Genomic DNA, 25,493 nt, shown 5'->3' with positions numbered 1-25,493 from the left:
CAGGCGGAGCTTGGCGGGTTACGCTGCGCTAACCCGCCCTACGACCCATCATCGGTCATGATCGGCCATGGATCGCAGGGGGGAGGAGTGCTAGCCTAGGGTGTCGCTCCAGATGTTGCGCGCCCAGCTCAGGGCGTATTCGCCTTCGAGCGCGCTGGGGGCGCTGGAGAGGCCGCCGGAGCCGGGGACGACGAGCAGCGTTTTCTTGTCCGCGTCGTAGGCGTGGACGGAGGCGACGTGGATGACGTCCTTGTCGGAGACGAAGCTGTAGCAGGTGTTGCTGAGCATGGGCTTGGCTTCCGGCGCGCGGCCGTTCAGCAGGTCCACCACGGCGGCGGCGCATACCTTGGCGTGCTGGTTGGCCATGTGGGCGGACTTGGGCATCAGCGGCGCGGCCAGGATGGCGTCGCCGAGAATGTGGATGTTTTTTGCCTGCGTGGATTCGAAAGTGAGGAAGTCCACCGCGCACCAGCGCCCGCCGGCGTTGGCCAGCCCGCTCTGCACGGCGATGGCGCCGGCGCGCTGCGGCGGGATCACGTTGAGCACGTCGGCTTTCACATGGTCGTCCAGCTCGGAGATGGCGGCACGGCCTGCGACGTCGATGTCCACCGTCTTGAAGCCGCGCCGATATTCGATAATGCCGCTGTAGCGCTCCTGCCATACCTTCTTGAACAGCGGGCCTTTGGACACCACATCTTCATTCCCGTCCAGCACCAGCACCTTGGACCTGGGCTTGCGCTGGCTGAAGTAGTGGGCGATCTGGCAGGCGCGTTCGTACGGGCCGGGCGGGCAGCGGTAAGGCGCGGCGGGAATGGTCATGGCGTAGACGCCGCCGTCCGGCATGGCTTCAAGCTGCGCGCGCAGCGCGGCTGTTTGCGCACCGGCTTTCCAGGCGTGGAGGTGGCGCTCCTGCGCGCCGGGCTTTTGCATGCCGGGCAGCTGGTCCCACATGAATTCTATGCCGGGCGAGACGATCAGACGGTCGTAGCCCAGCACCTGGCCGCCGGCGAGAGTGACGGTGCGCTTGCCTGCATCAATGGCTTGCACGCTGTCGCGCAGGATGCGGACGCCGTGGCGCGCGAGCGCGTCGTAGCTGATGGTGATGTCGGCCAGCTGCTTCGAGCCGCCCAGCACCAGGTTGGAGAGCGGGCAGGAGATGAAGCTGGCGTTGGGCTCGATGAGCGTGACGTCGATGTCGCCGCCGCTCCACATGCGCACGTATTTGGCGGCGGTGGCGCCGCCGTAGCCGCCGCCCACCACCACGACTTGCGGTTTGGCGCTGCCGGTAATGCTGGCGCAGCCCGTGCTGGCGAGGACCATGCCGGCGCCGGAGGCTTGCAGGAATTGACGGCGTTTCATGGTCGGCCTCCCTGGACGGTGGTGTTGGGCCGCTGCGCGGCAAAGTAGGCGGCCAGCATGGCCAGCTGCTCTTCGCTGTAGCCTTTGGCGATCTGTGTCATGACGGTGGCCGGGCGGGCGCCGGATTTGAAGGCCTGCAGGGAAGTGAGCAGCGCTTCCCGGGACTGGCCGGCCAGCGGCGGCAAAGCGGTGCCGGTGGTGGCGCCGTTGGTGCCGTGGCAACCGGTGCAGGTGGCGGCCAGGCGCGCGCCGGAGGCGATGGGCTCGGCGGCGTGCGCGGAGGAGAATGCACAAGCGATGAAGACCGGGAACGCAGCGGCGGTGAGACAGTGTCGTATCAGTTGCATGACTGCTCCTTGTTATGGGCGCACGCCCGGGGTTTCGAGCGCCATGCCTCTGGCGCGCAGGGATAGGAATGCTTCGAGGTCAACCAGGTCTTGCGCACCGTAGGGCGGCACTTCGGCGCGCACACCGCTCATGCAGTTGCGCAGGCGGCGCTGCAGCGATCCCACGGCTTGCCACTCAAGACGGTAGATGGGGTAGGCGTTGGCATGCCCTTGCGGGATGGTGGCGCCGGCCAGCTTGCGGCCCCAGTTCTCGTCATGGCATTGGGCGCAGGAGAGGTTCAGCTGTCCGATGCGCTGGCGGTAGAGCTGCCCGCCCTTCGCGGCTGCGGCTATGGTGCCTGGGTCCTGGGGCGGGTTCATGGGCATGCCGCGCGATTGCAGGGCGACATAGCTTTCGAGGCTGAGCAGGTCTTCGCTTTCCGGCTTGAGCGGGGCGGCCTGCTGGGCGCCCTGGCGGCACATGTCGATGCGCTGGCCGAGCGACACAACGCGGCCGCTGGCCTTGTCGAAGGCGGGGAAACGGGCGGCGACGCCGCGCATGCTCTGTTTGGCGTCGCCGTGGCAGCTGGCGCAGGAGCGGTCGGACTTGCCGGCCTTGGCGTTCCACAGCGCTTCGCCGCCGCTGACCCAGAGCATGGCGGGGTTTTGCGTGTCGTCGCGCTGCATGGCCTGGGTGGAGGCGTTCATGAATTCGGCGCCGGATTTGCGCGTGTCCGGCGGAGTTACAGCCAGCGCGGCACAGGCCGTGGCGAAGCAGGCCGCCATTGCTGCTGCGTGCTGCCGGGCGGCGCGGCCGGCCTTCATGAGTTGCTCACCGTGATGGGCATGGTTTCCGTTTGCGCAAAGCCGTGGTCGCCCTGCCAGCTGAATTCGAGTGTGCCGCTTTCGGTGGCCACGGTGAAGAAGGCGATGTAGGGGTTGGCGGAAACGGCGGGATGCAGTTCGGCGCTGAACACGGTTACCCCGTTGTAGCGGCAGGTGAAGCTGGTGAGGATGTCGCGCGGAACCAGCTTGCCGCCGGCATCGGGGCGGTAGCCGCTTTCCATGGGGTGGGCGACCAGGGCGCGGATTTCAATCACTTCGCCTTTGCGCGCATTGGCGGGCATGTGGATCAGGGCGCGCGCCATTACGGGGCCTCCCCTTCGATGCATGCAGCCAGCGCCACGATGACGTCCACCGTCTGCTGCCAATAGCTGCCGTCGCTCAGGCGCGCCAAGGCCGCCAGCTTTTGCGAGGTGGCGAGGCGGATGCGGGTGGACACTTCGCCCTTGCCGCTGCGCGGTCCCAGCGTGAAGCGGACAATGTCGGTTTCCGGGTTGCGTTCGTTGAAGATGGCGATGCCGGTGACATGCTCCGCCGCCGTCATGGGGCTGTCCACCGTGATGGTGACGGGGACTGCGTTGCCGTTGTCTATCAGCTTGGCGATGTCGAAAACAACTTTGCCGGTCTTGGGCAACACGCCGCCGGTGTAGGCGGAGATGGCGGCGCGCATTTCCTCCGGCGTGGCGGACGCGGGACGCACCAGTGCCAGCAACGGCAAGGCGGCGCCGGCTTGCAGCAGCTGGCGGCGCGTGGTCATGGCGCCCGCTCCGCGCGCAGGGTTTGCAGGTAGGCGATCACGTCTTCAATCTGTTGGGCGGTGAGGATGGTTTTTCCCTGGTGGGCGGCACTCACGCGGGCCAGGCCTTCGGTCTTGTAGTAGGAGGGCATGATGGTGGATGGGTTCATGCTGCGCGCGTCCACCAGGCGCTGGCGCAGCTGGGCCGCCGTGGAGCGGTCGCCCGCACCGTCAAGCGGCGGCGCCAGATTGCCCTGGAAGCGTTCCTCCGGAATGGGGCCTGTGTGGCACAGCAGGCACAGGCCCACCTGGCGGTTGGCGACGATGGCGCGGCCGCGCGCAGCGTCGCCGGCGGCTGCGCCCTGCAGCGGCGAGGAATAGTCTGCGGCCCGCGCGTCCGCAAGGAATAGCACGGCCGCCGCAGCCAGCGCGGCGGGCAGTGCGGCATTGGGCAGCAATCCAGGCATAGCGCGGGCGCCGTGAAGATCAGGCCTTCTTCAGGCTGTGGTTCTTCAGCGGCAGGTCCCGCACGCGCTTGCCGGTGGCGGCGAAGATGGCGTTGAGCACCGCCGGCGCGGCCACCGCGATGGTCGGCTCGCCCACCCCGCCCCAGAAGCCGCCGGACGGCATGACGATGGTTTCCACCTTCGGCATCTCGTCCATCTTCAGCGGCACGTAGGTGTCGAAGTTGGTCTGCTCCACGCGGCCGTCCTTCAGCGTGCATTCGCCGTACAGCGCGGCGGACAAGCCATACACAAAGGAGCCTTCCACTTGCGCTTCGATCTGTTGCGGATTGACGGCGTGCCCGGAATCCGTGGCGGCGACGATGCGGTGTATCTTCAGCTTGCCGTTTTTATTGACCGATACCTCGGCACAAGCGGCCACATAGCTGCCGAAGCCCATGGTTTGCGCCAGTCCCCGGAACACGCCCTTGGGCGCGGGCTTGCCCCAGCCGGCCTTCTCGGCCACCGCGTTCAGCACCGCCAGGTGCTTGGGATGGTTCGCCATCAGCTTGCGGCGCAGGGCCAGCGGGTCCTGCTTGGTGGCGTGCGCCACTTCGTCCAGGAAGCACTCCAGGTAGACCGCGTTCTGGTTCAGGTTCACGCCGCGCCAGAAGCCCGCAGGCACGGGCGGATTGCGCATGGCGTGGTCGATCAGCAGATTCGGGAAGGTGTAGCCGATGGACGCCTCCGGCCCCGGCGCGTTCAGGCCCTGGAACACCGCCGGGTCTTTGCCGTCCTTGATGGCCATGCCCACCGATACCAGGATGGACTGGCCGGAGATGCGCATATGCAGCCCGGTGATATTGCCCTTCTCGTCCAGCCCCGCCGTCAGCTTGCACTGCGTGACGGGGTGGTAGCGGCCGTGCTGCATGTCCTCCTCGCGGGTCCACAGCAGCTTCACCGGCGTGCCGGGCAGCTCCTTGGCGATGGCCACCGCCTGGCGCACCCAGTCGTGCACCGCGCCACGGCGGCCGAAACCGCCGCCCAGGTGCAGCTTGTAGACGTCGCACTTGGCGGCGGGCAGGCCAGCCGCTTCGGACGCGGCGGCCAGCGCCGCTTCGCCGTTCTGCGTGGGCGTCCACACTTCGCAGCGCTCCGGCGTCCACTTGGCGGTGGCGTTCATCACCTCCATCGTGGCGTGGTTCTGGAAGGGATAGGAATACACCGCCTCCACCTTGCGCTTGGCCGAGGCGATGGCCGCGCGCGCGTCGCCATTGCTGTTGCCCACCACTGCGTCCGGCGCGTCCAGCCCTTCCTTCAGCATGGCGGCGATGTCGGCGCTGGAGAGCTTGGCGTTGGGGCCTTCGTCCCATACGATGGGCAGCGCGTCCAGTGCGGTGCGCGCGCGCCACCAGGTGTCCGCCACCACGGCCACGGCGCTGTCGCCCACCTGCACCACCTTCTTCACGCCGGGCCGCTTTTCGATGGCGGCCGCATCAAAGCTCTTCACCTTGCCGCCGAATACCGGGCAGTCCTTGATGGCGGCGTTGAGCATGCCGGGCAGCTTCAGGTCCATGCCGTAGATCTGCGCGCCGGTGGTCTTGTCCACCGTGTCCAGCCGCGCCAGGCGCTTGCCGGCCAGCTTCCAGTCCTTGGGGTCTTTCAGTTTCACCTCGGCGGGGATGGCCAGCTTGCCCGCCGCTTCAGCCACCTTGCCGTAGCTGGTCTTGCGGCCACTGGCGGCGTGCGTGATCACGCTGTTCGCAGCGACGCATTCGGCCACAGGCACGCCCCACTCAGCAGCCGCTGCCTGCACCAGCATCATGCGCGCGGCGGCGCCGCCCTTGCGCACGTACTCGTGCGACTCGCGCACGCCCCGGCTGCCGCCGGTGGAGAAGCTGCCCCACACGCGCTTGCGCGCCAGGTTCTGGCCCGGCGTGGGGTATTCGGTGCTGACCTTGCTCCAGTCGGCGTCCAGTTCTTCGGCCACCAGCTGGGCCAGGCCGGTCAGCGTGCCCTGCCCCATTTCCGAACGGGCGATGCGGATGACGATGGTGTCGTCCGGCTTGACCACCACCCAGGCGTTGACCTCGGGCGGGATGCCGGCTTCCTGCGCGGCGGCGTCGAAAGGAATGGCGAAGGGCACCATCAGCCCGCCCAGGGCCAGCGAAGCGCCCTTCAGGAAGCTGCGGCGCGAGACCGACGCATTACGCATTTCGGCGCGGCTCATGCTTTGCTCCCGGCGTGGTCGCCCACATGCGTAATGGCCAGGCCTGCCGATTTGGGGTCCGCTCCCTTGGCCACCACCTTGATCGCCGCGCGCACGCGGTTGTAGGTGCCGCAGCGGCAGATATTGGTCATGGCCGCGTCGATGTCGGCGTCGGTGGCTTTCGGCTTTTGCTTGAGCAGCGCGGCTGCGGCCATGATCATGCCGGACTGGCAGAAGCCGCATTGCGGCACGTCCAGCGCGGCCCAGGCTTTCTGCACCGGATGCGAGCCGTCCTTGGACAGGCCTTCGATGGTGACGATTTTCTGTTTCGCGTTCAGCGCGGACACCGGCAGCACGCAGCTGCGCGTCGCTTCGCCGTCGATATGCACGGTGCAGGCGCCGCATTGCGCCACGCCGCAGCCGTATTTGGTGCCGGTCATGCCGAGCTGCTCGCGCAGCACCCACAGCAGCGGCGTATCGTCCTCCGCCTCGAAATCACGCGTGGTTCCATTGACGTTGAGCTGCGCCATGCTATCTCCCTGAGGGTGTGTTGACCGGAATCAAAGAGGGACATCTTACACCCGGAATTTCCGCCCTGCAGAGCACTGTTTTGTATCGCAAAGTAGCCCGGTAACCACAGCCATTTTTGACTTACATCAAGGTACTCATTGACGCGCGTCAATACACTGCGCTCATTACTTAACGATGAAGCAGAGAGGAAGTGTATGAAGCACGCAAGAGTAACGGCAGCAGCAATGATCATGAGTATCGCCACCCTGGCCATGGGCCATGCGGCGGCAGCGGAAGCCAGTCCCTGGCTGGTGCGCTTGCGCGCCGTGCACCTGGACCCGGCCGACAAATCCGACCCCGTGGGCGGCACCGGCGCGGCCAACCGTCTCACCATAGACAGCAAGACCATCCCCGAAGTCGACGTTTCCTACTTCTTCACGCCGCAGTTCGCGGCCGAGCTGGTGCTGACCTATCCGCAAAAACACGACGTGCTGCTGGACGGGAAAAGCATCGGCACCATGAAGCACCTGCCGCCCACGCTGCTGGCGCAGTACCACTTCCTGCCGGACGCGCAGTTCCGGCCGTATGTGGGCGCGGGCCTGAACTACACCACCATGTCCAAGGTGCATATCCTGAACGGCGCCGCCGGCCTGGAACACAAGAGCTTCGGCCTGGCGCTGCAGGCAGGCGCGGACTTCACGCTGGATAAAAACTGGTCGCTCAACGTGGACGTGAAGAAGGTGCAGATCCGCAGCGACGTCAATAGCGCCGGCGCCATCATCAGCAAAGTGAAAGTGGACCCTGTGCTGCTGGCGGTGGGCGTGGGCTACCGCTTCTGATTTAAAACCGTCCCGCCAGCAGCTCCATGCGCAGCTCGCTGGCAAAGGCCGTGCGCTGCGGGGCCAGCGCGTAGCGCCCCACCTCCAGCGTTACGCCGCCCGATTCCAGTGTAATGAGTTCCCCTGCGTGCTCCGGCATGCCGATGCGCGTGCGGCTGGGTACGAAGCGGGTCTGCGCTATTTTCCCGGCGTTGGCCCGCTCCACCACCAGGCAGCCGCTGGTGAGCACCACCTGTTCATAGTCTGACGCATGGCGCGCGTAGCACAGGAAGGCGGCCGTCACCGCAGCCAGTTCCACGCCGGTGAAGCACAGCACCTGCCATACGCCATGCAGCAGGAACACCGCCGCCACGGCCAGGGAAAGCACGCACAGCATGGCCCACGCCGCCACCGTCTGGCGCGGCGTCAGCGAACAATTGCGCCGCCATAGCCACTCGCGTCTATCAAGGTCACGCCGCATGCCGCCGCCTCCTTTTCTTGCTATTTTACGACTGCTCCGTTCGAGGTGAAACCTGGTCCTCGTTGTTTCCTAACGACAACAAATTACATAAGCGCCGGTCCGCGCATAATAATGCTCCGCCCTCCGCTTTTTTTGAGGAACAATAGCAGGCTATAACAATCAGCTCATTGGGGATGACATGCTACTTTCAAACATGAAGATAGGAGCCCGCCTGGGCGTGGGATTCGCGATTGTGCTGGCGCTGCTGACGGCGATGCTGGTGCTGGGCCTGAGCTCCTTGTCGCGCATCGGCAGCCGCACCAACGACATCGTGCACGACAAGAACGTGAAGATGGCCGCCGCCAACACCATGGTGGACAACGTGCGCAACATCTCCCTGGCGCTGACCACCATGATCGTGGTGCCGGGCACGCCGGAAATGAACGCCGAGCTGGAAAAGATCGCCGAGGCGCGCAAGAAGTACGGTGCCGCCAAGGAGACCATGCTCAAGCTGCTGGCCGACGACAAGGAGAAGCAGCTCATGGCAGCGGTTGACGATGCGCTGAAAGCCGGCGCCGCCAAGAACAACGAGCTGGTGAAGCTGCGCAAGGAAGGCGAGATCCAGGACGCGACCGCCTTCCTGATCAAGGAAACCGGCCCGTCGCTGAACGCGGTGCTGAAGGCGCTGGACGCTTTCGTGGCCTACGAGGCCAAGCTGGCCGCCGACGCCAGCACCGACGTGGAGCAGGTCTACGCCAGCTCGAAGACGCTGATGCTGGTGCTGGGCATCGCCGCCATCGTCATCGGTGCGGGCGTGGCGTGGTTCATCACCGGCTCCATCACCGGCCCGCTGAACAAGGCGGTGGACGTGGCCGAGACGGTGGCCTCGGGCGACCTGTCCTCGCATATCGAAAGCGGCGGCGGCGACGAGACCGGGCGCCTGCTGAACGCGCTCAAGGCCATGAACGACAGCCTGCTCAACGTGGTGAGCCAGGTGCGCACCGGCACCGACGCGATCAGCACCGCATCGAGCGAAATCGCGGCGGGCAATCTGGACCTGTCCTCGCGCACCGAGCAGCAGGCCAGCTCGCTGGAGGAAACCGCGTCGTCGATGGAGGAGCTGACTTCCACCGTGAAGCAGAATGCGGACAATGCGCGCCAGGCCAATACGCTGGCCAAGTCCGCGTCCGAAGTGGCGGTCAAGGGCGGCGACATCGTGGCGCAGGTGGTGGACACCATGGGCACCATCAATGATTCCTCGCGCAAGATCGTGGACATTATCGCTGTCATCGACGGCATCGCTTTCCAGACCAATATCCTGGCGCTGAACGCGGCGGTGGAAGCGGCGCGCGCGGGCGAGCAGGGACGCGGCTTCGCGGTGGTGGCGTCCGAGGTGCGCAACCTGGCGCAGCGTTCGGCGGCGGCGGCCAAGGAGATCAAGGAGCTGATCAACGCCTCCGTGGCCAATGTGGACACCGGCTCGCGCCTGGTGAACGACGCGGGCAGCACCATGGGCGACATCGTCAACAGCATCCAGCGCGTGACGGACATCATGGGCGAGATCACCTCCGCCAGCCAGGAGCAGACGCTGGGCATCGAACAGATCAACGCGGCCATCTCGCAGATGGACGAAGTGACGCAGCAGAACGCGGCGCTGGTGGAGCAGGCTGCGGCCGCGTCGCAGAGCATGCAGGAGCAGGCGGGCAATCTGGCCACCGTGGTGGGGTTCTTCAAGACGGGAACGCATACCGCAGCGGCGGCGCCGGCGCCACGGCGCAGCGCGCCTGCACCGGCCAAGGCTGCGGCGCAGGCGCGCGCCGTTGCCGTGCGCGCGCCTGCCAAACCTGCGCAGCGGCTGGCGCCGGGCAAGCCTGCCGAGAGCGATTGGGAAGAGTTCTAACCCGCCGTGCGCGGCAAGGTTAGCGTGAATGTGGAGCCGTCGCCGGGGGCGCTGCTGACGCTGAGCGTGCCCTGGTGGGCTTCCGCGAGCTGCTTCGATATGTAGAGGCCCAGCCCCAGGCCGGCGCTCACGCCCGTGTCCAGCCCGCGCTCGAAGGGCTCGAAGATGCGGGCCTGGGTTTCCTCGGCAATGCCTTTGCCGCCGTCCCGCACGGTGATGCGCGCGGCGCGCCAGTCCGCTTCCAGCTTCACTTCCACCGGTGTGCCGCAGCCGTAGCGCAGCGCGTTCGTCAGCAGGTTGACGATCACCTGCTCGATGCGGAATTCGTCCCAGTGGCCGCGCACTTCCTGCTCCGCTTTCAGGCTGATTTCGCAGCCGGTTTCGCGGGCCTGCCTCGACAGATCCGCCACCACCCTTTGCAAGAGCCCGGACAGCTCCGTCTCGGCGGGCCGTATCGACAGCTTGCCGCTGCGGATGCGCGACACGTCCAGCATGTCGTCGATCAGCCGTATCATGCTCTGGATCTGGCGGTCGTCGCGCGCCACCATCTTTTTCCACACCTCGGGATTGAAGCCCTCCTGCACCCCGCGTTCGATCTGCAGCTTGCGCAGCTGCGTTTCCAGCGACAGGGTGTTGAGCGGCGTGCGCAGCTCGTGCGCCACCAGCGACATGAACTCGTCGCGCGTGCGCAAGGCGCGCTGCAGTTCTTCCTGCGCCAGGTGCAGTGCTTGCAGCGTGGCCTCCTGCTCGGCGCGCGCCTTTTCCAGCGCCACCACCTGGCGCTGCGTTTCCTGCCGCTGCCGGTGCAGCGCCACGAACACATTCACCTTGCTCTTGACCATGTCGCCGTCCAGCGGCTTGTACAGGAAGTCGACCGCGCCCGCCTCGTAGCCTTTGAAAGCGTAATTCAGCTCCTTGCCGGCCGCGCTGACGAACACGATGGGGATGTGGCGCGTTTTCTCGGTGCCGCGCATCAGCTCCGCCAGTTCAAAGCCGTCCATGCCGGGCATCTGCACGTCCAGGATGGCCAGCGCGAAGTCGTGTTCGAGCAGCAGCGCCAGCGCCTCGTCGCCGGACGTGGCCTGGTACACGGTGCGTTCCTCGTCGCGCAGCAAGGCCTGGAGCGCGCGCAGGTTCTCCGGCAGGTCATCCACGATCAGCAGCTTGGTCCGTTCCAGCATCAGCGTTTCTCCAACGTTGTCTCCAGCGCCGCCAGCAGGTGGCGGATGTCCCGCAAGGGCAATATCAAATCCGGCGCGCGTTGCCGGATGGCTTCGCGCGGCATCACGCCCACTTGGGCCTCGCCGGGGTCCTGCACCACCGTCAGGCCGCCCGCCTCGCCTATCGCGGCCAGTCCCGCCGCGCCGTCGTGGTTGGCGCCGGTGAGCAGCACGCCAACCAGCGCGGGGCCGTACACGTCCGCCGCCGAGGCCATGACAAAGTCGATGGCGGGGCGCGAAAACAGGTGCGGCGGCTCGCAGCTCAGCGAGAAGCAGCGTTCCGATTCTACCGACAAGTGATAGCCGGACGGCGCAAAGTATACCGTGCCCGCTTCCAGCGGCTGCTTGTCTTGCGCTTCCACCACCGCCATCGCCATGCGCTGGGCGAAAACCTCGGCCAGGTGGCTGGGGCGGTTCGGCATCATGTGCACCACCACCACGATGGGCAGCGGCGCGTCCGCCGGCAAGCCGGGCAGGATCTCCAGCAGCGCCGCCACGCCGCCGGCCGACGCGCCTATCACCACCGCCTCGAAGGCGCGGCCTTCCAGCGCGGCCTGCTCGGGGCTGTAGGACGGCGCGTTCACGACAGCTTCCTGAACAGGCGCTCGCGCTTCACCACCGCCTCGAAGCGCGGGCCGTAGGCGGAAAAGTCGATGCTCTCCTTGCTGCCCAGGCCAAGGAAGCCGCGATGGCACAGCGACTCGTGGAACAGCCCAAACGCGCGCTCCTGCAGCTTCTTCTTGAAATAGATCATCACGTTGCGGCAGCTGATCAGATGCGTCTCGGCGAACACGCTGTCGGTGGCCAGGCTGTGGTCGGCGAAGGTCACGTTCTCCATCAGCGAGCGGTCGAACAAGGCCGCGTTGTAGGCCGCCGTGTAGTAGTCCGAGAACGCGCGCTTGCCGCCGGCGGCCTGGTAGCTGGCGGTGTAGTCGCGCATGCTCTCCAGCGGGAACACGCCCTTCTTGGCCTTTTCCAGCGACTGCGGGTTGATGTCCGTGGCGTAGATGATGCTGCGCTCCAGCAGGCCTTCCTCCTTGAGCAGGATGGCCAGCGAATAGACCTCTTCGCCGGTGCTGCAGCCGGCCACCCAGATCTTCAGCGACGGATAGGTGGACAGCACCGGCACCACGTGTTCGCGCAGCGCGGCGAAATAGGCCGGGTCGCGGAACATCTCCGTCACGGGGATGGTGAGGTATTGCAGCAGCTGCGTGAAGGCGGCGGGGTCGTGCAGCACGCGCGACTGCAGCTCGGAGATGGTGGTGCACTTCATCTCGCCCATGGCGTGCAGCACGCGGCGCTTTTGCGAGGCGCCGGTGTAGTCGCGGAAGTCGTAGCTGTACTTCAGGTAGATGGCCTCCATCAGCATGGCCAGTTCGATATCCGCGCTGCTGCGCTGTACTTGCTGAGTCATGGCGGCATCCTCAAGGCTGCATCCACACCCGCAGCAGTGAATACAGGCGCGACAGGTCGATGGGCTTGGCCAGGTAGTCGTTGGCGCCGGCGGCCAGGCATTGCTCCTGGTCGTCCTTCATGGCCTTGGCGGTGATGGCGATAATGGGCAGGCGCGCAAAGCGGCCCTGGGCGTCGGCGCGGATGCGGCGCGTGGCTTCCAGGCCGTCCATCACCGGCATCATCACATCCATCAGCACCAGGTCTATCTCCGGCAGGGCGTTCAGCTTGTCGATGGCTTCCACGCCGTTGCGGGCGATTTCCACTGCGGCGCCCTTCTGCTCCAGCGCGCTGGTGAGGGCGAAGATGTTGCGCACGTCGTCGTCCACCAGCAGGATGCGGCGGCCCTCGAACACGCGGTCGCGGCTGCGCACCGTTTTCAGCATGGTCTGGCGCTCGCTGGAAAGCTGCGATTCCACCTTGTGCAGGAATAGCGTCACCTCATCCAGCAGGCGCTCGGGCGAGCGCGCGCCCTTGATGATGATGGAGCGCGAATACTTGTGCAGGTCCGCTTCCTCGGCGCGCGTGAGGTTGCGGCCGGTGTACACGATCACCGGCGGGAAGGACGCGATCTCCTCCTGCGCCATGCGCTGCAGCAGTTCGTTGCCCTGCATGTCCGGCAGCTTCAGGTCGATGATCATGCAGTCGAAAATGGTGGTGCGCAGCAGCGCCAGCGCCGCCTCGCCGGATTCGACGGCGGTGATGTCGATGTCGTCGTCCGAAATCAGCGCCACCACGCTGTCGCGCTGGCGGGCGTCGTCCTCCACCAGCAGCAGGCGCTTGATCTTCTGCGTGAATTTGTTTTCCAGTTTTTGGAACACGTCCACCAGCTGCTGGCGCGTGGTGGGCTTGAGCGCGCAGCCGATGGCGCCCATGTGCAGCGCCGCCTCGCCGTTTTCGGACGCGGACACCACGTGCACGGGAATGTGGCGGGTGGCCGGATTGTCCTTGAGCAGCTGCAGCACGGACAGGCCGGAACGGTCCGGCAGGCGGATGTCGAGCAGGATGGCGTCCGGACGGTATTGTTCGGCCAGCTGCAGGCCCTCGTCGGCGGCGAAGGCCACCAGGCAGCGGTAGCCCATCTCGCGCGCCAGGTCGTACAGGATGCGGGCGAAGGCCGGTTCGTCCTCCACCACCAGCACCAGGCGGTCGGGCGGGGGCGGCAGGTTGCGGTCGTCGTCGAAGGCTCGCGGCGCGGCTGGCGGCGCCGGGGTGGCGGCGCTTGCGATGGCTGCGGCGGCGGGCACGGCAGGCACAAAGGCGGACGGCGCTTGCGTGGCAGGCGCCGGGGCAGGCGCAGCCCATTGCGCCGGCAGCGTGAGCGTGAAGGTGCTGCCCTTGCCCAGCTGGCTGCTCAGCGCGATGGCGCCGCCCAGCAGCCGCGCCAGGTCGCGCGAGATGGACAGCCCCAGGCCGGTGCCGCCGTAGCGGCGGCTGGTGGTGCCGTCGGCCTGCTGGAAGGCGGCGAAAATGGCTTCGTGCTGCTCGGGGCGGATGCCGATGCCGGAATCGCTGACGGCAAAGCTGAGCTGCCCCGCCGCGTCGGCCGACACGCGCAGCGCGATGCGGCCCGTTTCGGTAAACTTGATGGCGTTCGACAGCAGGTTTTTCAGTATCTGCTCCAGGCGCTGGCGGTCGGTGTAGACCGTCTCCGGCACGCCCGGCGCCAGCTCCACCACGAACTCCAGGCGCTTTTGCTGCGCCAGCGGCTGGAACACATGCTCAAGTCCACGCATGACCTGGCGCAGATTCAGCTCCTCCGGCGCCAGCTCCAGCTTGCCCGCCTCCACCTTGGCGATGTCGAGAATGTCGTTGATCAGGTTGAGCAGGTCGTTTCCGGCGCCGTAGATGGTCTGCGCGAAACGCACCTGCTCCTCGTTCAGGTTGCCCTGCGCGTTCTCGGACAGCAGCTTGGCCAGGATCAGCGAACTATTGAGCGGCGTGCGCAGCTCGTGCGACATATTGGCCAGGAACTGCGACTTGTACTGGCTGGCGCGCTCCAGGTCCAGCGCGCGTTCCTCCAGCTGCCGCCCGGCCTCGCCCAGCGCCTCGTTCTTCTGGTCCAGCGCCACAGCCTGCTCGGCCAGCTGCTCGTTGGTCTGCTCCAGCTCCGCCTTCTGGTTCTCCAGGCTGGCCTGCGACTCCTCCAGCACGCGCGACTGCTCTTCCAGTTCCTCGTTGGCGGTGCGCAGCTCCTCCTGCTGCACCTGCAGTTCCTCGTTCAGCTGCTGGGTCTCGGCCAGCACTTCGGCAATGCGCTGGCGCGCCAGCGTCGCTTCGATGGCGGTGCCGATATTGCCGCTCACCAGCTTGATGAAATCGAGCTGGCGTTCCGTCACCGGCTGCAAAAAGCCCAGCTCCAGCACACCGTTCACTTCGCCGTCGCTATCCACCGGCGCCAGCAGCAGGTGGCGCGGCGCGGCGGCGCCCATGCCGCTGCTGATCTTCACGTAGTTTTCCGGCACGTCGCCCAGCTGGATCACGCGGCGCTGCTGGAGGGCCTGCCACGGCAGCCCGTCGCCCGGCGCCAGTACTATGCCGTACTCCTCGTCCTCGCGGCTGTAGCCGTAGCAGGCCACGCGGCGCAGGCTGCCGTCCTGCTCGCGCACATACAGCGCGCCCACGGTTACGTCCATGTAGCGCGACAGGAATTGCAGCAGCGCTGCCGCCAACTGCGGCAGCGCCATCTGGCCTATGCCCTGCTGGGCGAGCTGGGTCTGGCCGGTGCGCAGCCAGGCCTGCTGCTGCAAACGCTCGGCATGCTCGGTCTGTTCCTGCAGGGCCCTGCCATAAGTATCGGACAGTTTGCGCATGTCGCGCCGGCCGAACAGGGCCAGCAGCCCGCTGACGATCAGGCTGATCAACAGGAAGGCCGTGACCGCGAATGCGGTGACGGCCTTGGCGTCGGAGCGCCGCTCGGCCAGCAGGCGCTGCTCGCTGGTGATAAAGGACTGGAACAGGCTGCGCACTTCGTCGAATTCCAGCTTGCCCCGGCCAGCCTTGATGGGCTCCAGGTAGTCGCCCTTGCTGCGCCGCAGGCTGATGACTTCCTGCGCGAAGACATCCCATTGCTTCTGCTGGGCGGCGATATTGTTCACCCGGCTCACCTGCACCGGATTGTCGGACACCAGTTCGCGCAGCGTGGTCAGCGCCGTGGCCATCTTGGGCTTGGACAGCTTGTAGGAGGCGAGAAAGGCTTCGTCCCCGGTGAGCGCAAAACCGCGCATGCCGGATTCCTGGTCCACCATGAGCCGGCCGATTTCGTTGGCGTTGCCGATGACGCGTTCGGTGTGCTCCACCCAGTTCAGTACATTCAGCAGATAGGCCAGGATGCCGATGAACACGCCCACATTGACCACGCCAGCGACCAGCGGCATGGTGATGTTGCGCGCAAGGATGCGGCGAAAACTGTTATCGTCGTGCGCAGAAGATCCCATCATGACTACACTACCCCGGTTGCATATGAATCACGAGTGTAGCCCATCGACACGGAAGTATGTTAGTTAAATACCAATAGTGCGGGGACGCATGCGCGCCGCTATAATGGTTTCACCCTATTCGAAAGAGACGCCATGCGCAAGATCCTCACCGTCCTGCCTCCCTTGCTGCTTCCCTTGCTGCTGACCGGCTGCGCGCGGGACAGCGCCACTTATTATGTGGAAGGTGCCAACAACAGCCATACGCTGTCGCTGCGGCGCGAGCAGGACTACTTCTGGAACGACAATGTGCGCCTGACCCTGGTTGCGACGCGCATGCCGGATTGCCAGCGCCAGATTCCCATGGGCGAAATGCTGCTGGACGAGGTGGACGTGGAGGTATTTTCCTCGCCCGACAATTTCTGGAGCCTGCGCTCCGGCGACCAGGTGTGGCAGGTGGAGACCCAGAATTGCGCCCTGGTGAGCGAGAATGGCCCGGCCACCGGCACCAAGGTGGGCGAATTCAAGGTGGTGGACAATAAACTGGTGTTCGAGCCGGCTGTCGCCGCACCGGCCCCGGCGCCGGCAGCGCCTGCGGCGCCGCAAGCTCCCGCTCCGGCGCCCGCCCCCGCCAACTAGACCACGTCGATCACCACTTTGCCGCGCGCCGTGCCGCCGGACAGCGCGGCATGGGCGGCATTGACTTCCGCCAGCGCGTAGCGCGCAGGATCGAGCTGCACACGCACCTTCCCTTCATCCACCAGCCGCGCGGCCTCGCGCAGGATCGCGCCATGCTGCGCCCGGCCCTTGCCGGACAACAGCGGCAGCAGGGTGAACACGCCCGAGTACGTGGCCGCCCTGAAGGACAGCGGCGCCAGCGCATGCGTGCCCCAGCCCAGGCAGCTCACCACATGGCCGCCGTACAGGCGCGCCGCAGCGAAGGACGCGTCCAGCGTGGCGCCGCCCACCGTGTCGTACACGATGTCGAAGCCCTCCCCGCCAGTGTACTGCTGCACGTAGTCCGCCACCGATTCGGTGCGGTAGTCGATAAAGGTGGCGCCGTAGCCTTCTATCACCGAGCGCTGGCCTGCACTGCCGGTGGCATACACCTCGGCGCCGAAAGCGCGCGCGATCTGCACCGCCACGTGGCCCACGCCGCCTGCGCCGCCATGCACCAGCACTTTCTGGCCAGCGCGTAGCCGCGCCCGGTCCACCAGCCCCTCCCAGGCGGTGATGAACACCAGCGGCAGCGCAGCCGCCTCGCGCAGCGTGGCCTGGCGCGGCTTGAGCGCCAGCAGGTCCGCATCCACCGCCGCGAATTGCGCCAGCGAGCCCTGCACGCCACCCACGCCGCCGGTCATGCCGAACACCTGGTCGCCCGGACGGAAAGCGGCGACGCCCTCGCCCACAGCCTGCACCACGCCCGCCATGTCGATGCCCAGCACCGCCGGCAAAGGCATGTGCGCATGCGCGGCCTGGCCGGCGGCGATCTTCAGGTCCAGCGGATTGACGCCGCTGGCGGCGATGCGTACCAGCACCTGGCCGGCGCCCGGCACCGGCATGGCGATGTCTTCCAGCGCCAGCGGCGCGCCTGCCTGTTTCGATATCATTGCTTGCATGGTGTTCTCCTGTGGTTGATGAAAGCAGTGTAGGGAAAGACGGGCGCGGGAAAAACCGGGCGGCGCTCCATGCAGTATTTCGAAATCGTGGACAATCGGGATAAACAGAGACCAAACGACAGGAGGGGACATGGACCGGCTGGATGCAATGAAGGTGTTTTGCACCGTGGTGGAAACCGGCGGTTTCAGCCGCGCGGCGGACAAGCTGGGCATCTCCACCTCCTCCGTCACCAACCAGGTGGCGGCGCTGGAGGCGCACTTCGGCGTGAAGCTGCTGAACCGCACCACGCGCAGCATGTCGCTCACCGGCGAGGGCCGGCAGTGCCACGCCTACGCGCTGCGCCTGCTGGCGGACATGGGCGAGCTGGAAGACAGCCTGCAGGAGTCCGCGCAGCAGCCGCGCGGCGTGCTGCGGGTGGACATGCCGGGCATCCTGGCACGGCGGTTCGTGGCGCCCGCGCTGCCCCGTTTCATGGCGCGCTACCCGGACATCACCCTGAAGATGACTGCCGGAGACCGCATGATAGACATGGTCGAGGAAGGCGTGGACGTGCTGCTGCGCATAGGCGAGCTGCCGGACTCGCAGCTGGTGGCGCGCACGCTATGCGGCACGCAGTACATCACCTGCGCTTCGCCGGGCTTTATCGAGCGGCACGGCATGCCGCAGGCGCCGGAGCAGCTGGGGGATTTCGCCTGCCTGAATTTCCTGTATCCGAAGTCGCGCCAGGTGCGCGCCTGGCGCTTCCAGCATGAGGGCGAGGCTTTCAGTTTCACGCCGCAGGGCAAGGTGGCGATGGACCATGTGGAGGCGCTGATCGCGGCCGCCGAAGCCGGCGCGGGCATCGTCCAGCATATGTCGGTGTCGCTGCGGGAGCCGCTGCGCAGCGGCGCGCTGGTGCCGCTGCTGCAGGACTGGCAGGCGGCGGGGCCGGACGTGTCGGTGCTGTACCAGCACAAGCACCAGCGCGCCGCCAAGGTGAAGGCGTTTGTGGACTTCGTGGCGGAGCTGTTTGCGGAGCATGGCGGGTTACGCGCGGCGCGCTAACCCGCCCTACGCGGCCACGAGACATTCTGTTATTTCGTAGGGCGGGTTAGCGCGTGAGCGCGTAACCCGCCATCTTTGGCACACCCGTTTCCTGCGCCGTGAGCCGGAAGCGGCACACCAGCGCCGCCAGGTTGGCCGCCTGCTCCTGCATGGCCCCCGCCGCCGCCGCTGCCTGCTCCACCAGCGCCGCGTTCTGCTGGGTCACCGAATCCATCTCGGTAATGGCCTGGTTCACATGGCCGATGCCGGTGCTCTGCTCGCCCGTGGCGGCCGTGATCGCGCCCATGATGTGGGTCACTTTGGCTACGCTGCCCACCACGTCGTCCATGGTGGCGCCGGCCTTGGCCACCAGCGCGCTGCCGGCCTCGATGCTGCCCACCGAATCGTTGATCAACTCCTTGATCTCCTTGGCGGCCGAGGCGGAGCGCTGCGCCAGGTTGCGCACCTCGCTCGCCACCACCGCGAACCCGCGTCCCTGCTCCCCGGCGCGCGCCGCTTCCACCGCCGCGTTCAGGGCCAGGATATTGGTCTGGAAGGCGATGCCGTCGATCACGCTGATGATGTCCACAATCCGCGTGGCCGAGCTGTTGATGGTGTCCATGGTCTGCACCACCTGCGACACCACGGCGCCGCCCTGCTGCGCCACCTGCGATGCGGCCTTGGCCAGCTTGTTCGCTTCGGCCGCGTTGTCGGCGTTGTGGCTGACGGTGGTGGTGAGCTGCTCCATGGAGGCGGCGGTTTCCTCCAGCGAACTGGCCTGCGACTCGGTGCGCGCCGACAAATCCATATTGCCGCTGGCGATTTCCGACGAGGCGGTGGCGATGGTGTCCGCGCTGCGGCGGATCTCGCCTATGGTGGAGGCCAGGCTGGCCTGCATCGCCTTCATGCCATGCAACACGCTGCTGCTGTCGTTCGGGCTGGTGTCGACGGTGACGCTCAGGTCGCCGTTGGCGATGCGCGCCGCCACTTCGGCCGCGTATTCCGGCTCGCCGCCTATGGTGTGGCGCAGGCTGCGGTTGATATAGCTGACGATGCCGGCCAGTATCAGGCACACCGCCAGCAGCACGCCGCCGGATTTGAGCAGATTGGCCTGGAAAGCATCGTCGATATCGTCCATGTAGACGCCGGTGATGAGGTTCCATTCCCACGGCTTGTAGCTGATGACGTGGCTCAGCTTGGGCACGGCTTCCTTGGCGCCGGGGCGCGGCCACCAGTATTTGACGAAGCCGGTGCCGGCCGGGCTGTTGGCCACGGCCACGATGTCGCGGTAGAGGTAGGTACCCTTGGGATCCTTGAAGTCCATCATGTTCTTGCCGTCGTTCTCAGGCTTGATGGGGTGCATGATGGTGACGCCGGCATTGCTGGTCAGGGACAGGTAGCCATCCTTGCCGTAGCGCAGGGTCTTGATGATGGCCATCGCCTGCTTCTGGGCGTCTTCCTTGCTCATGGCGCCGGACTGCGCCTTCTCGCCGTACAGCTTGAGCACGCTCATGCCCATGTCATCCAGATTGGCCAGGTCGGCCATGCGCTCCTCGATGCGGGTGTTGCGCAGCTGGACCGCGTCATGCAGGAATATGGCGGTGATACAGACGAGGCTGCAGATCAGGGGCACCCACAGCTTCTGGCGGAAAGAAAGATTCATCACTGCCGTCTCCACGAAATGTTCTTGTAAAACAAGAATACTCCGAATGCCGGCAGGAAAACTACTTAATTGATAGCGCGGCCCCGGCCTCGCAGGCCGGGGTGTTGCGCAAATCTGACCCGGCTGGATTATTGGGCGGCGGCGCTGCGTTTTGCCGAAGCAGTCAGGGTCTGGGCAGGGCGCTGCACGCGGCCGTCGAAGAACGATGGGTAGTTCACTTCGTTCAGGTCCAGCTCGCCGTTTGCGCGGGCGGCCAGCACGTCGGCCTTCACTTGTTCACGGGTCAGCGTGGAGCTGGTGTTGACCAGCGGCGGGTAGGTCACTTCGGTCAGCTCCAGTTCGCCGGCGTTGCGGGCGCGGATGACTTCAGCCTTGACCGCTTCGCGGCTGAGTTCGGTTTTCTGGGCGGCGTTCAGTTTTGGGAAGTTCAGTTCGGCTGGTTCGGCAAAGGCGGCGCCGGCGGCCAGCAGCAGGGAAACGGAAGCGATAAGTTGTTTGGCGTTCATGATGTTTCTCCTAGAGAGTTGCGTTTCGATGGAGTCATCTTATGATTTAATTTGACGATAAAAAAGCGCAATTATCTGTTCAAACCTATCCGCTTTTCCGATTTATGATAGTGCCGCCTCTGGAAAGTGATGCAATCGGACTTGTTATGACACAATGTCGGGATTAAGTTTTCCGCAACTGTCCTCATGAAAAAAATGTCCAGCCTGGCGTTCGCGCTGCTCTCCGGAACGGCCGCCGCCGCCCCGCAGCCAGCGCCGCAAGCACAGCCGCAACGCAAGATCGACGGCGCCAGCATGCTGCGCCACATCAAGGCGCTGGCGTCGGACGAGTTCGAAGGCCGCGCACCAGCCAGCAAGGGCGAAACCGCCACCCTTGCCTACCTGCAGGACGAGTTCAAGAAAATCGGCGTGGCGCCGGGCAACCCGGACGGCAGCTATCTGCAGAAAGTGCCGCTGGTGTATGTGCAGCCCTCGCCCACCCTGGTCTACACCGCCGCCGGCAAGCCGGCGCCGCTGAACTTCCCGGGCGACTACGTGGCCTGGACCGCGCGCACCGAGCGCAAGGTGAGCCTGGCCAATTCCGAGCTGGTGTTCGTCGGCTACGGCGTGCAGGCGCCGGAATACAAATGGGACGACTACAAGGGCATGGACCTGCACGGGAAAACGCTGGTCATGCTGATCAACGACCCGCCGCTGCCGGACCCGAAACGCCCGTCGCGGCTGGACCCGGCGCAGTTCGCCGGCGCCGTCACCAGCTACTACGGCCGCTGGAGCTACAAGTTTGAAACCGCCGAGCGCCTGGGCGCTGCCGGCGCGCTCATCGTGCACGAGACGCGCCAGGCCGGCTATCCCTACGACGTGGTACGCAACAGCTGGGGCCGGGGCAGCTACGGCCTCAAGCAAGCCAAGAACGGCCCGGCGGGCTACCCCGGCGTGGCCGGCTGGCTGCACCTGGACCGCGCCAAGGAGCTGTTCCAGGCCGCCGGGCAGGACTTCGACGCGCTGAAAAAAGCCGCGCTCTCGCGCGACTTCAAGCCGGTGCCGCTGGGCGCCACCATCAGCGCCACCGTACTCAACGCGTGGAACGAGATGCCGTCGAATAATGTGGTGGCGAAGATCGAAGGCTCGGACCCCAAGCTCAAGGACGAAGTGGTGGTCTACAGCGCGCACTGGGACCATTTCGGCGTCGACGAATCGCTGCCCGGGCCGCGCAGCAAGCAGATTTTCCACGGCGCGCAGGACAACGCATCCGGCGTGGCGGCGCTGCTGGAACTGGCGCGCGCCTTCAAGGCGCTGCCGCAGCCGCCCCGGCGCAGCATACTGTTCCTGCTGACCACGGGCGAGGAGCGCGGCCTGCTGGGCGCGCAGTACTACGCGCGCCATCCGCTGTATCCGGCCGCCAAGACTGTGCTGGACATCAATCTGGACGGCTTGAACCTGTGGGGCAAAACGCGCGACATCGAGCTGACCGGGCACGGCAAATCCACCGCGGACGACCTGGTGGCGGCCGTGGCCAAGTCGCAGGGGCGCGTGGTGCGGCCGGAGGGCAATCCTGAAATGGGGGCGTTCTACCGCAGCGACCAGCTGGAGTTTGCCAAGCTGGGCGTGCCGGTGGTCTACACGCACGGCGGGCGCGACTTCATCGGCAAGCCGCCCGGCTACGCCGCCGCCACGCTGGACGCCTACACGGCGCACGACTACCACAAGGTGACGGACGTGGTGCAGCCGGGCTGGGACATGAGCGGCGCGGTGCAGGACGCCGAGCTGCTGTTCGAGGTGGGCCTGCGCGCCGCGCAGGACCCGGCGCCGCCGCAATGGAAGCCGGGCGCGGAGTTCAAATCCGCGCGGGAGGCCGTGGCCAAATAATGCGTTCGCGGCGGCGCCGGCGGGTTACGCGGCGATGCCGCTAACCCGCCCTACGCAATACCAGCAATTCCAGCAATTCCAGCAATGCCGCAGGGCGGGTTAGCGCCCTGGCGCGTAACCCGCCGGAGCCGCCATCACAGATTGGCGGTGAGCAAACGCTGCAAGGCGCCCGCGTGCGGGCCGGGCACCGTCAGCATGGCCAGCTTGCCGGCCAGGCGCTGCAGCTGCGTGCGGTTGCGCTGCTGGTAGGCGTCGCTGGCAGCCGAGATGTCGCGCGCGATTCCTTGCGCGGCCGCTTCAATGCGCGGCTGGTCTTCCGGCGTCATGTCGATCACGCTCACCAGGTAGGTGGCGCCCCATTGCAGCCGGGTGGCGCTGCCCACGGCGGCATGCCACGCCTGCTCGTACCAGCCCAGCGTGCCGGGGATGTCATTGCGGCGGCGCGCCGCCGCAGCCAGGCTCAGCATGAAGTAGTAGGGCGAATGCGAACCGGCCAGCGTGGCCTGCAGCAGCGCTTCGGCCTCGGCGGCAAAACCGGCGTCGTTCAGCGCGCTCACGGCCGTGTTGACCAGGCTGTGGCGGGCATACGGCTCCGTCACTTCGGCCAGCGAGGCGGCCACCGTGCTGCGCACCAGCTCGGCCACGCCTTCGGACGGGCCGCCCAGGCGCACCAGGCGCATGCGCAGGCGCACGGCCACCAGGCGGTCGCCCAGCGGCAGCCAGTCGTCGGCGGCGAATTCGCGTGCGGCCTTGTCCAGCGCCTGCACCAGCTCGCCCTGCCTTGCGCCCGACCATTTCACCAGGTTCACGCCGTGGTTGACGATCAAATCCATATTGGCGCGCGCCAGGCGCGTGTCGCCCAGCACGCGCAGCAGGCGGTCGGCGGCGGCGGCGATCACCGCTGCGGCCTGCGCCGCGCTGGCGGCGGCGTTGCCGGCCTGCGTCTGGCCGGGAATGCGGCCGGCGGCGGCCACTTGCGCATGCAGGTGCAGGCGCGCGGCAGCGTCGCCCGCCGGGCAGGCTTCGGCCAGGCGCGCCAGCGCGGCAGGCTGCTCGGCGGCGGGCAGCAGCTGGCCTTCATCGGTGTCCCAGGAATACAGGCTGAGCAGCGCCCACTCCTGTTCCGCCAGCGGCCGCGTGCCGCCCAGGGCGGCCTGCAGCGATTCGGCGGCGGTGTGGCCGGCGTCCAGCGCCAGGTCCAGCGCGGAGATAAAGGTTTCGCCGTCCAGCTCGCACGGCAAACGGGTGATCTCGCGTCCGTCCGGCGCGTATAGCACCAGCGTGGGGTAGCTGCGCAGCTTGTATTGCGCGGCCAGCGCTTGCGCGCCGGGCGCGTCGCCGTCCAGCCAGAACGGCAGCAGGTTGCGCATGCGCTGCGCGAACTCGGGCAAGCTGAAAATGTCAGCCTTGACCCGGTTGCACGGCGGGCACCAGCCGGCACCCCAGTACAGGAACACAGGACGGCCCACCGAGGCCGCCAGCCCGAACGCAGCGCCCAGGTCGCCGCTTTGCCATTCGATCGCCGTCGCCATGATGGTCAGGGCTCGCGGGCCAGGGCCAGGAATTCGGTGCGCAGCGCCAGGTTGGGCTGCAGCTCGCCCAGCATGGACGAGGTGATGGTTTCCTCGCCCGGCGTGCGGATGCCGCGGCTTTCCATGCACAGGTGGCGGCAGCGCACCACCACGCCCACGGCCTTCGGCTCCAGCGCATCCATCAGCGCATTGGCGATCTGCTGCGTCAGGCGCTCCTGCACCTGCAGGCGCTTGGCGAAGCAGTCGACCAGGCGGGTCAGCTTGGACAGGCCGACGATCTTGCCGTTAGGCACGTAACCGATGGTGGCCTTGCCGAAGAACGGCGCCAGGTGGTGTTCGCAGTGGCTGTAGACCGGGATGCCGCGCACCACGATCAGCTCGTTGTACTGCTCGGCGCCGTCCTCGAACACCTTGAGCAGCTCGACCGGGTCCTGGGCGTAGCCGGAGGTCCAGTGTTTCCACGCCTTGGCGACGCGGTGCGGGGTTTCGTGCAGGCCGGGACGGTCGGGATCTTCGCCCAGGCTTTCCAGCAGGCGGCGCCAGTCGTTTTCGGAAAATGCTGCTTCTTTGGTCATGATGTAGCCATAAAAAATGCGATTGGCGTCAGTATATAGAAAACCCCGGCGGCCCACCTGACGCGGCCCGGCTTTTGCCCCCGCCGGCGGCTATTTTCCCGGCGGCCGGTGGGCGGCCAGCAACTCGGCCGCGATCGACACCGTGATGGGCCGCTCCGGCCAGTCGTCGTCCGGCCCGAACCAGCGCGCCTCGGCGATTTCCTCCGTGTCCACGCGGATCTCGCCGTCCAGGTAGTCCGCCGTGTAGGCCAGCATCAGCGAGTGCGGGAAGGGCCAGGACTGGCTGCCGAAGTAGCGCAGATTGTGCACCCGCAGGCCGACCTCCTCGTACACCTCGCGGTGGATGGCGTCCTCGACCGATTCGCCGGCCTCCAGGAAGCCGGCCAGCGCCGTGTAGCGCTTGTACGGCGACTGCACGTGCATGGCCAGCAGCACGCTGGCGCCCTTGCGTATCAGCACCATCATGGCGGGGGAAATGCGGGGGTAGGCTGTCATATTGCAAGCCGGGCAGCGGAAGCTGCGGTCATTGCTGGCCAGCTTCATCGGCGTTGCGCAGGCGCCGCAGTAGCGGTGGGTGCGCGCCCATTCGGCCAGCTGGCAGGCGCGCCCGGCCAGGCCCATGAATTCGTCGTCCAGCGTCCCAAACAGGCTGCGCAAGCCATGCCAGGTATAATTTTGTTGCGCTACAGCATCACTTTCAACCCAAGCTAGCTGATAATAGCGGTCATTCCACATGCCGAGCGGATGGATGCGCTCGGGCGGCAGGTGCAGGCCGGATTCAGCCAGCGCGGCGGCGTCCGGCAGGGCCAGGCTGCCGTCGGCCAGCAGGAGCGAGCCGCCCTGGAACACGAAGGTGAGCGGATCGGGATGGGTTTGCGGAATAATCGCGGGGGAAAATGCGGCGGGCGTTTTTATCATTATGGCTACGTTCCTGGGCTTTATTAAAAAATCATAATCCGGTGTCTATGAATTTTGTTAATAGATGCACGCTAAGTCATTGTTTCCAGACCAAGATT

At 66.4% G+C, this 25,493-nt stretch carries 24 protein-coding genes; 5 read left to right on the top strand and 19 right to left on the bottom strand.

All coding sequences use genetic code 11. The annotated features are described in order from the left end of the window. Positions 1-90: 90 nt before the first annotated feature. The 8 genes from GTP77_RS22340 to GTP77_RS22305 are packed head-to-tail and all read right to left on the bottom strand — an operon-like array spanning position 91 to position 6,446. Positions 91-1,359 carry an NAD(P)/FAD-dependent oxidoreductase gene (locus GTP77_RS22340; protein ID WP_161074360.1) on the bottom strand — a complete coding sequence of 423 codons (1,269 nt, stop codon included), beginning with the start codon at positions 1,357-1,359 and terminating at the stop codon, positions 91-93. Next, positions 1,356-1,706, bottom strand: coding sequence for a c-type cytochrome (locus GTP77_RS22335; RefSeq protein ID WP_161074359.1), 351 nt, complete (start codon positions 1,704-1,706; stop codon positions 1,356-1,358). Before GTP77_RS22335 ends, GTP77_RS22340 begins: the two co-directional genes overlap by 4 nt. Positions 1,707-1,718: 12 nt before the next feature. Beyond that, positions 1,719-2,510, bottom strand: coding sequence for a sulfur oxidation c-type cytochrome SoxA (gene soxA, locus GTP77_RS22330; RefSeq protein ID WP_161074358.1), 792 nt, complete (start codon positions 2,508-2,510; stop codon positions 1,719-1,721). Continuing rightward, positions 2,507-2,833, bottom strand: a complete 327-nt coding sequence (gene soxZ / locus GTP77_RS22325) for a thiosulfate oxidation carrier complex protein SoxZ (RefSeq protein WP_161074357.1) — start codon at positions 2,831-2,833, stop codon at positions 2,507-2,509. Before soxZ ends, soxA begins: the two co-directional genes overlap by 4 nt. Beyond that, complete coding sequence (locus GTP77_RS22320; RefSeq protein ID WP_161074356.1) at positions 2,833-3,285, bottom strand: SoxY-related AACIE arm protein; 453 nt, start codon at positions 3,283-3,285, stop codon at positions 2,833-2,835. The genes soxZ and GTP77_RS22320 overlap by 1 nt, the downstream gene beginning before the upstream one ends. Next, the gene (gene soxX, locus GTP77_RS22315; protein WP_161074355.1) at positions 3,282-3,731 is read right to left on the bottom strand and encodes a sulfur oxidation c-type cytochrome SoxX; all 450 of its coding nucleotides are present in this window, start codon (positions 3,729-3,731) and stop codon (positions 3,282-3,284) included. The genes GTP77_RS22320 and soxX overlap by 4 nt, the downstream gene beginning before the upstream one ends. Before the next feature lie 19 nt (positions 3,732-3,750). Further along, positions 3,751-5,937 (bottom strand): xanthine dehydrogenase family protein molybdopterin-binding subunit, encoded by a 2,187-nt coding sequence (locus tag GTP77_RS22310; protein ID WP_187358805.1) that lies wholly within the window; start codon positions 5,935-5,937, stop codon positions 3,751-3,753. Then, positions 5,934-6,446, bottom strand: coding sequence for a (2Fe-2S)-binding protein (locus GTP77_RS22305; protein ID WP_161074354.1), 513 nt, complete (start codon positions 6,444-6,446; stop codon positions 5,934-5,936). The genes GTP77_RS22310 and GTP77_RS22305 overlap by 4 nt, the downstream gene beginning before the upstream one ends. Positions 6,447-6,677: 231 nt before the next feature. Here GTP77_RS22305 and GTP77_RS22300 point away from each other — a divergent pair, with 231 nt between their 5' ends. After that, the gene (locus tag GTP77_RS22300) at positions 6,678-7,265 is read left to right on the top strand and encodes an OmpW/AlkL family protein (RefSeq protein ID WP_228894081.1); all 588 of its coding nucleotides are present in this window, start codon (positions 6,678-6,680) and stop codon (positions 7,263-7,265) included. Between the two features lies 1 nt (position 7,266). Here the strand turns inward: GTP77_RS22300 and GTP77_RS22295 are convergent, their stop codons facing one another. Further along, complete coding sequence (locus GTP77_RS22295; RefSeq protein ID WP_161074352.1) at positions 7,267-7,725, bottom strand: DUF2244 domain-containing protein; 459 nt, start codon at positions 7,723-7,725, stop codon at positions 7,267-7,269. Between the two features lie 178 nt (positions 7,726-7,903). Between GTP77_RS22295 and GTP77_RS22290 the strand changes: the two genes are divergently transcribed. Next, on the top strand, positions 7,904-9,604 hold the full coding sequence (locus GTP77_RS22290; RefSeq protein WP_161074351.1) for a methyl-accepting chemotaxis protein: 1,701 nt from the start codon (positions 7,904-7,906) through the stop codon (positions 9,602-9,604). Here the strand turns inward: GTP77_RS22290 and GTP77_RS22285 are convergent. The 4 genes from GTP77_RS22285 to GTP77_RS22270 are packed head-to-tail and all read right to left on the bottom strand — an operon-like array spanning position 9,601 to position 15,716. After that, the gene (locus GTP77_RS22285) at positions 9,601-10,785 is read right to left on the bottom strand and encodes a hybrid sensor histidine kinase/response regulator (protein ID WP_161074350.1); all 1,185 of its coding nucleotides are present in this window, start codon (positions 10,783-10,785) and stop codon (positions 9,601-9,603) included. The genes GTP77_RS22290 and GTP77_RS22285 overlap by 4 nt on opposite strands. After that, positions 10,785-11,408: a chemotaxis protein CheB gene (locus GTP77_RS22280; RefSeq protein ID WP_161074349.1), complete on the bottom strand. Its 624-nt coding sequence runs from the start codon at positions 11,406-11,408 to the stop codon at positions 10,785-10,787. Before GTP77_RS22280 ends, GTP77_RS22285 begins: the two co-directional genes overlap by 1 nt. Then, positions 11,405-12,238, bottom strand: coding sequence for a CheR family methyltransferase (locus GTP77_RS22275; protein WP_161074348.1), 834 nt, complete (start codon positions 12,236-12,238; stop codon positions 11,405-11,407). Before GTP77_RS22275 ends, GTP77_RS22280 begins: the two co-directional genes overlap by 4 nt. Before the next feature lie 10 nt (positions 12,239-12,248). Continuing rightward, positions 12,249-15,716: a response regulator gene (locus GTP77_RS22270; protein ID WP_161074347.1), complete on the bottom strand. Its 3,468-nt coding sequence runs from the start codon at positions 15,714-15,716 to the stop codon at positions 12,249-12,251. A gap of 132 nt (positions 15,717-15,848) precedes the next feature. On the opposite strand from GTP77_RS22270, the gene GTP77_RS30370 reads away from it, so the two are divergent. Then, positions 15,849-16,331 carry a hypothetical protein gene (locus GTP77_RS30370; RefSeq protein ID WP_223149383.1) on the top strand — a complete coding sequence of 161 codons (483 nt, stop codon included), beginning with the start codon at positions 15,849-15,851 and terminating at the stop codon, positions 16,329-16,331. Here GTP77_RS30370 and GTP77_RS22260 read toward each other — a convergent pair. Beyond that, positions 16,328-17,311 carry a zinc-dependent alcohol dehydrogenase family protein gene (locus tag GTP77_RS22260; RefSeq protein ID WP_161074346.1) on the bottom strand — a complete coding sequence of 328 codons (984 nt, stop codon included), beginning with the start codon at positions 17,309-17,311 and terminating at the stop codon, positions 16,328-16,330. The genes GTP77_RS30370 and GTP77_RS22260 overlap by 4 nt on opposite strands. Before the next feature lie 130 nt (positions 17,312-17,441). Between GTP77_RS22260 and GTP77_RS22255 the strand changes: the two genes are divergently transcribed. After that, positions 17,442-18,356, top strand: coding sequence for a LysR family transcriptional regulator (locus GTP77_RS22255; protein ID WP_161074345.1), 915 nt, complete (start codon positions 17,442-17,444; stop codon positions 18,354-18,356). Positions 18,357-18,402: 46 nt separating this feature from the next. On the opposite strand, the gene GTP77_RS22250 is transcribed toward GTP77_RS22255, so the two are convergent. Both GTP77_RS22250 and GTP77_RS22245 read right to left on the bottom strand, forming a co-directional pair. Beyond that, positions 18,403-19,998, bottom strand: a complete 1,596-nt coding sequence (locus tag GTP77_RS22250) for a methyl-accepting chemotaxis protein (protein WP_161074344.1) — start codon at positions 19,996-19,998, stop codon at positions 18,403-18,405. Between the two features lie 128 nt (positions 19,999-20,126). Continuing rightward, positions 20,127-20,504, bottom strand: a complete 378-nt coding sequence (locus tag GTP77_RS22245; protein WP_161074343.1) for a DUF4148 domain-containing protein — start codon at positions 20,502-20,504, stop codon at positions 20,127-20,129. Between the two features lie 186 nt (positions 20,505-20,690). On the opposite strand from GTP77_RS22245, the gene GTP77_RS22240 reads away from it, so the two are divergent. Continuing rightward, positions 20,691-22,370 carry a M20/M25/M40 family metallo-hydrolase gene (locus GTP77_RS22240; RefSeq protein ID WP_161074342.1) on the top strand — a complete coding sequence of 560 codons (1,680 nt, stop codon included), beginning with the start codon at positions 20,691-20,693 and terminating at the stop codon, positions 22,368-22,370. Positions 22,371-22,504: 134 nt separating this feature from the next. On the opposite strand, the gene GTP77_RS22235 is transcribed toward GTP77_RS22240, so the two are convergent. The 3 genes from GTP77_RS22235 to nudC all read right to left on the bottom strand — a co-directional run bounded on the left by GTP77_RS22235 (position 22,505) and on the right by nudC (position 25,395). Beyond that, positions 22,505-23,902 (bottom strand): thioredoxin family protein, encoded by a 1,398-nt coding sequence (locus tag GTP77_RS22235; protein ID WP_161074341.1) that lies wholly within the window; start codon positions 23,900-23,902, stop codon positions 22,505-22,507. Between the two features lie 5 nt (positions 23,903-23,907). Then, positions 23,908-24,477 (bottom strand): GTP cyclohydrolase I FolE, encoded by a 570-nt coding sequence (gene folE / locus GTP77_RS22230; RefSeq protein WP_161074340.1) that lies wholly within the window; start codon positions 24,475-24,477, stop codon positions 23,908-23,910. Between the two features lie 90 nt (positions 24,478-24,567). Next, positions 24,568-25,395, bottom strand: a complete 828-nt coding sequence (gene nudC, locus GTP77_RS22225) for an NAD(+) diphosphatase (RefSeq protein ID WP_161074339.1) — start codon at positions 25,393-25,395, stop codon at positions 24,568-24,570. Positions 25,396-25,493: the final 98 nt, after the last annotated feature.

Source organism: Pseudoduganella aquatica, from assembly GCF_009857595.1.
GTDB lineage: Bacteria > Pseudomonadota > Gammaproteobacteria > Burkholderiales > Burkholderiaceae_D > Rugamonas > Rugamonas aquatica_A.
Note: the sequence above shows the minus strand (reverse complement) of the source record. Positions and strands in the feature narration are given on the sequence as shown.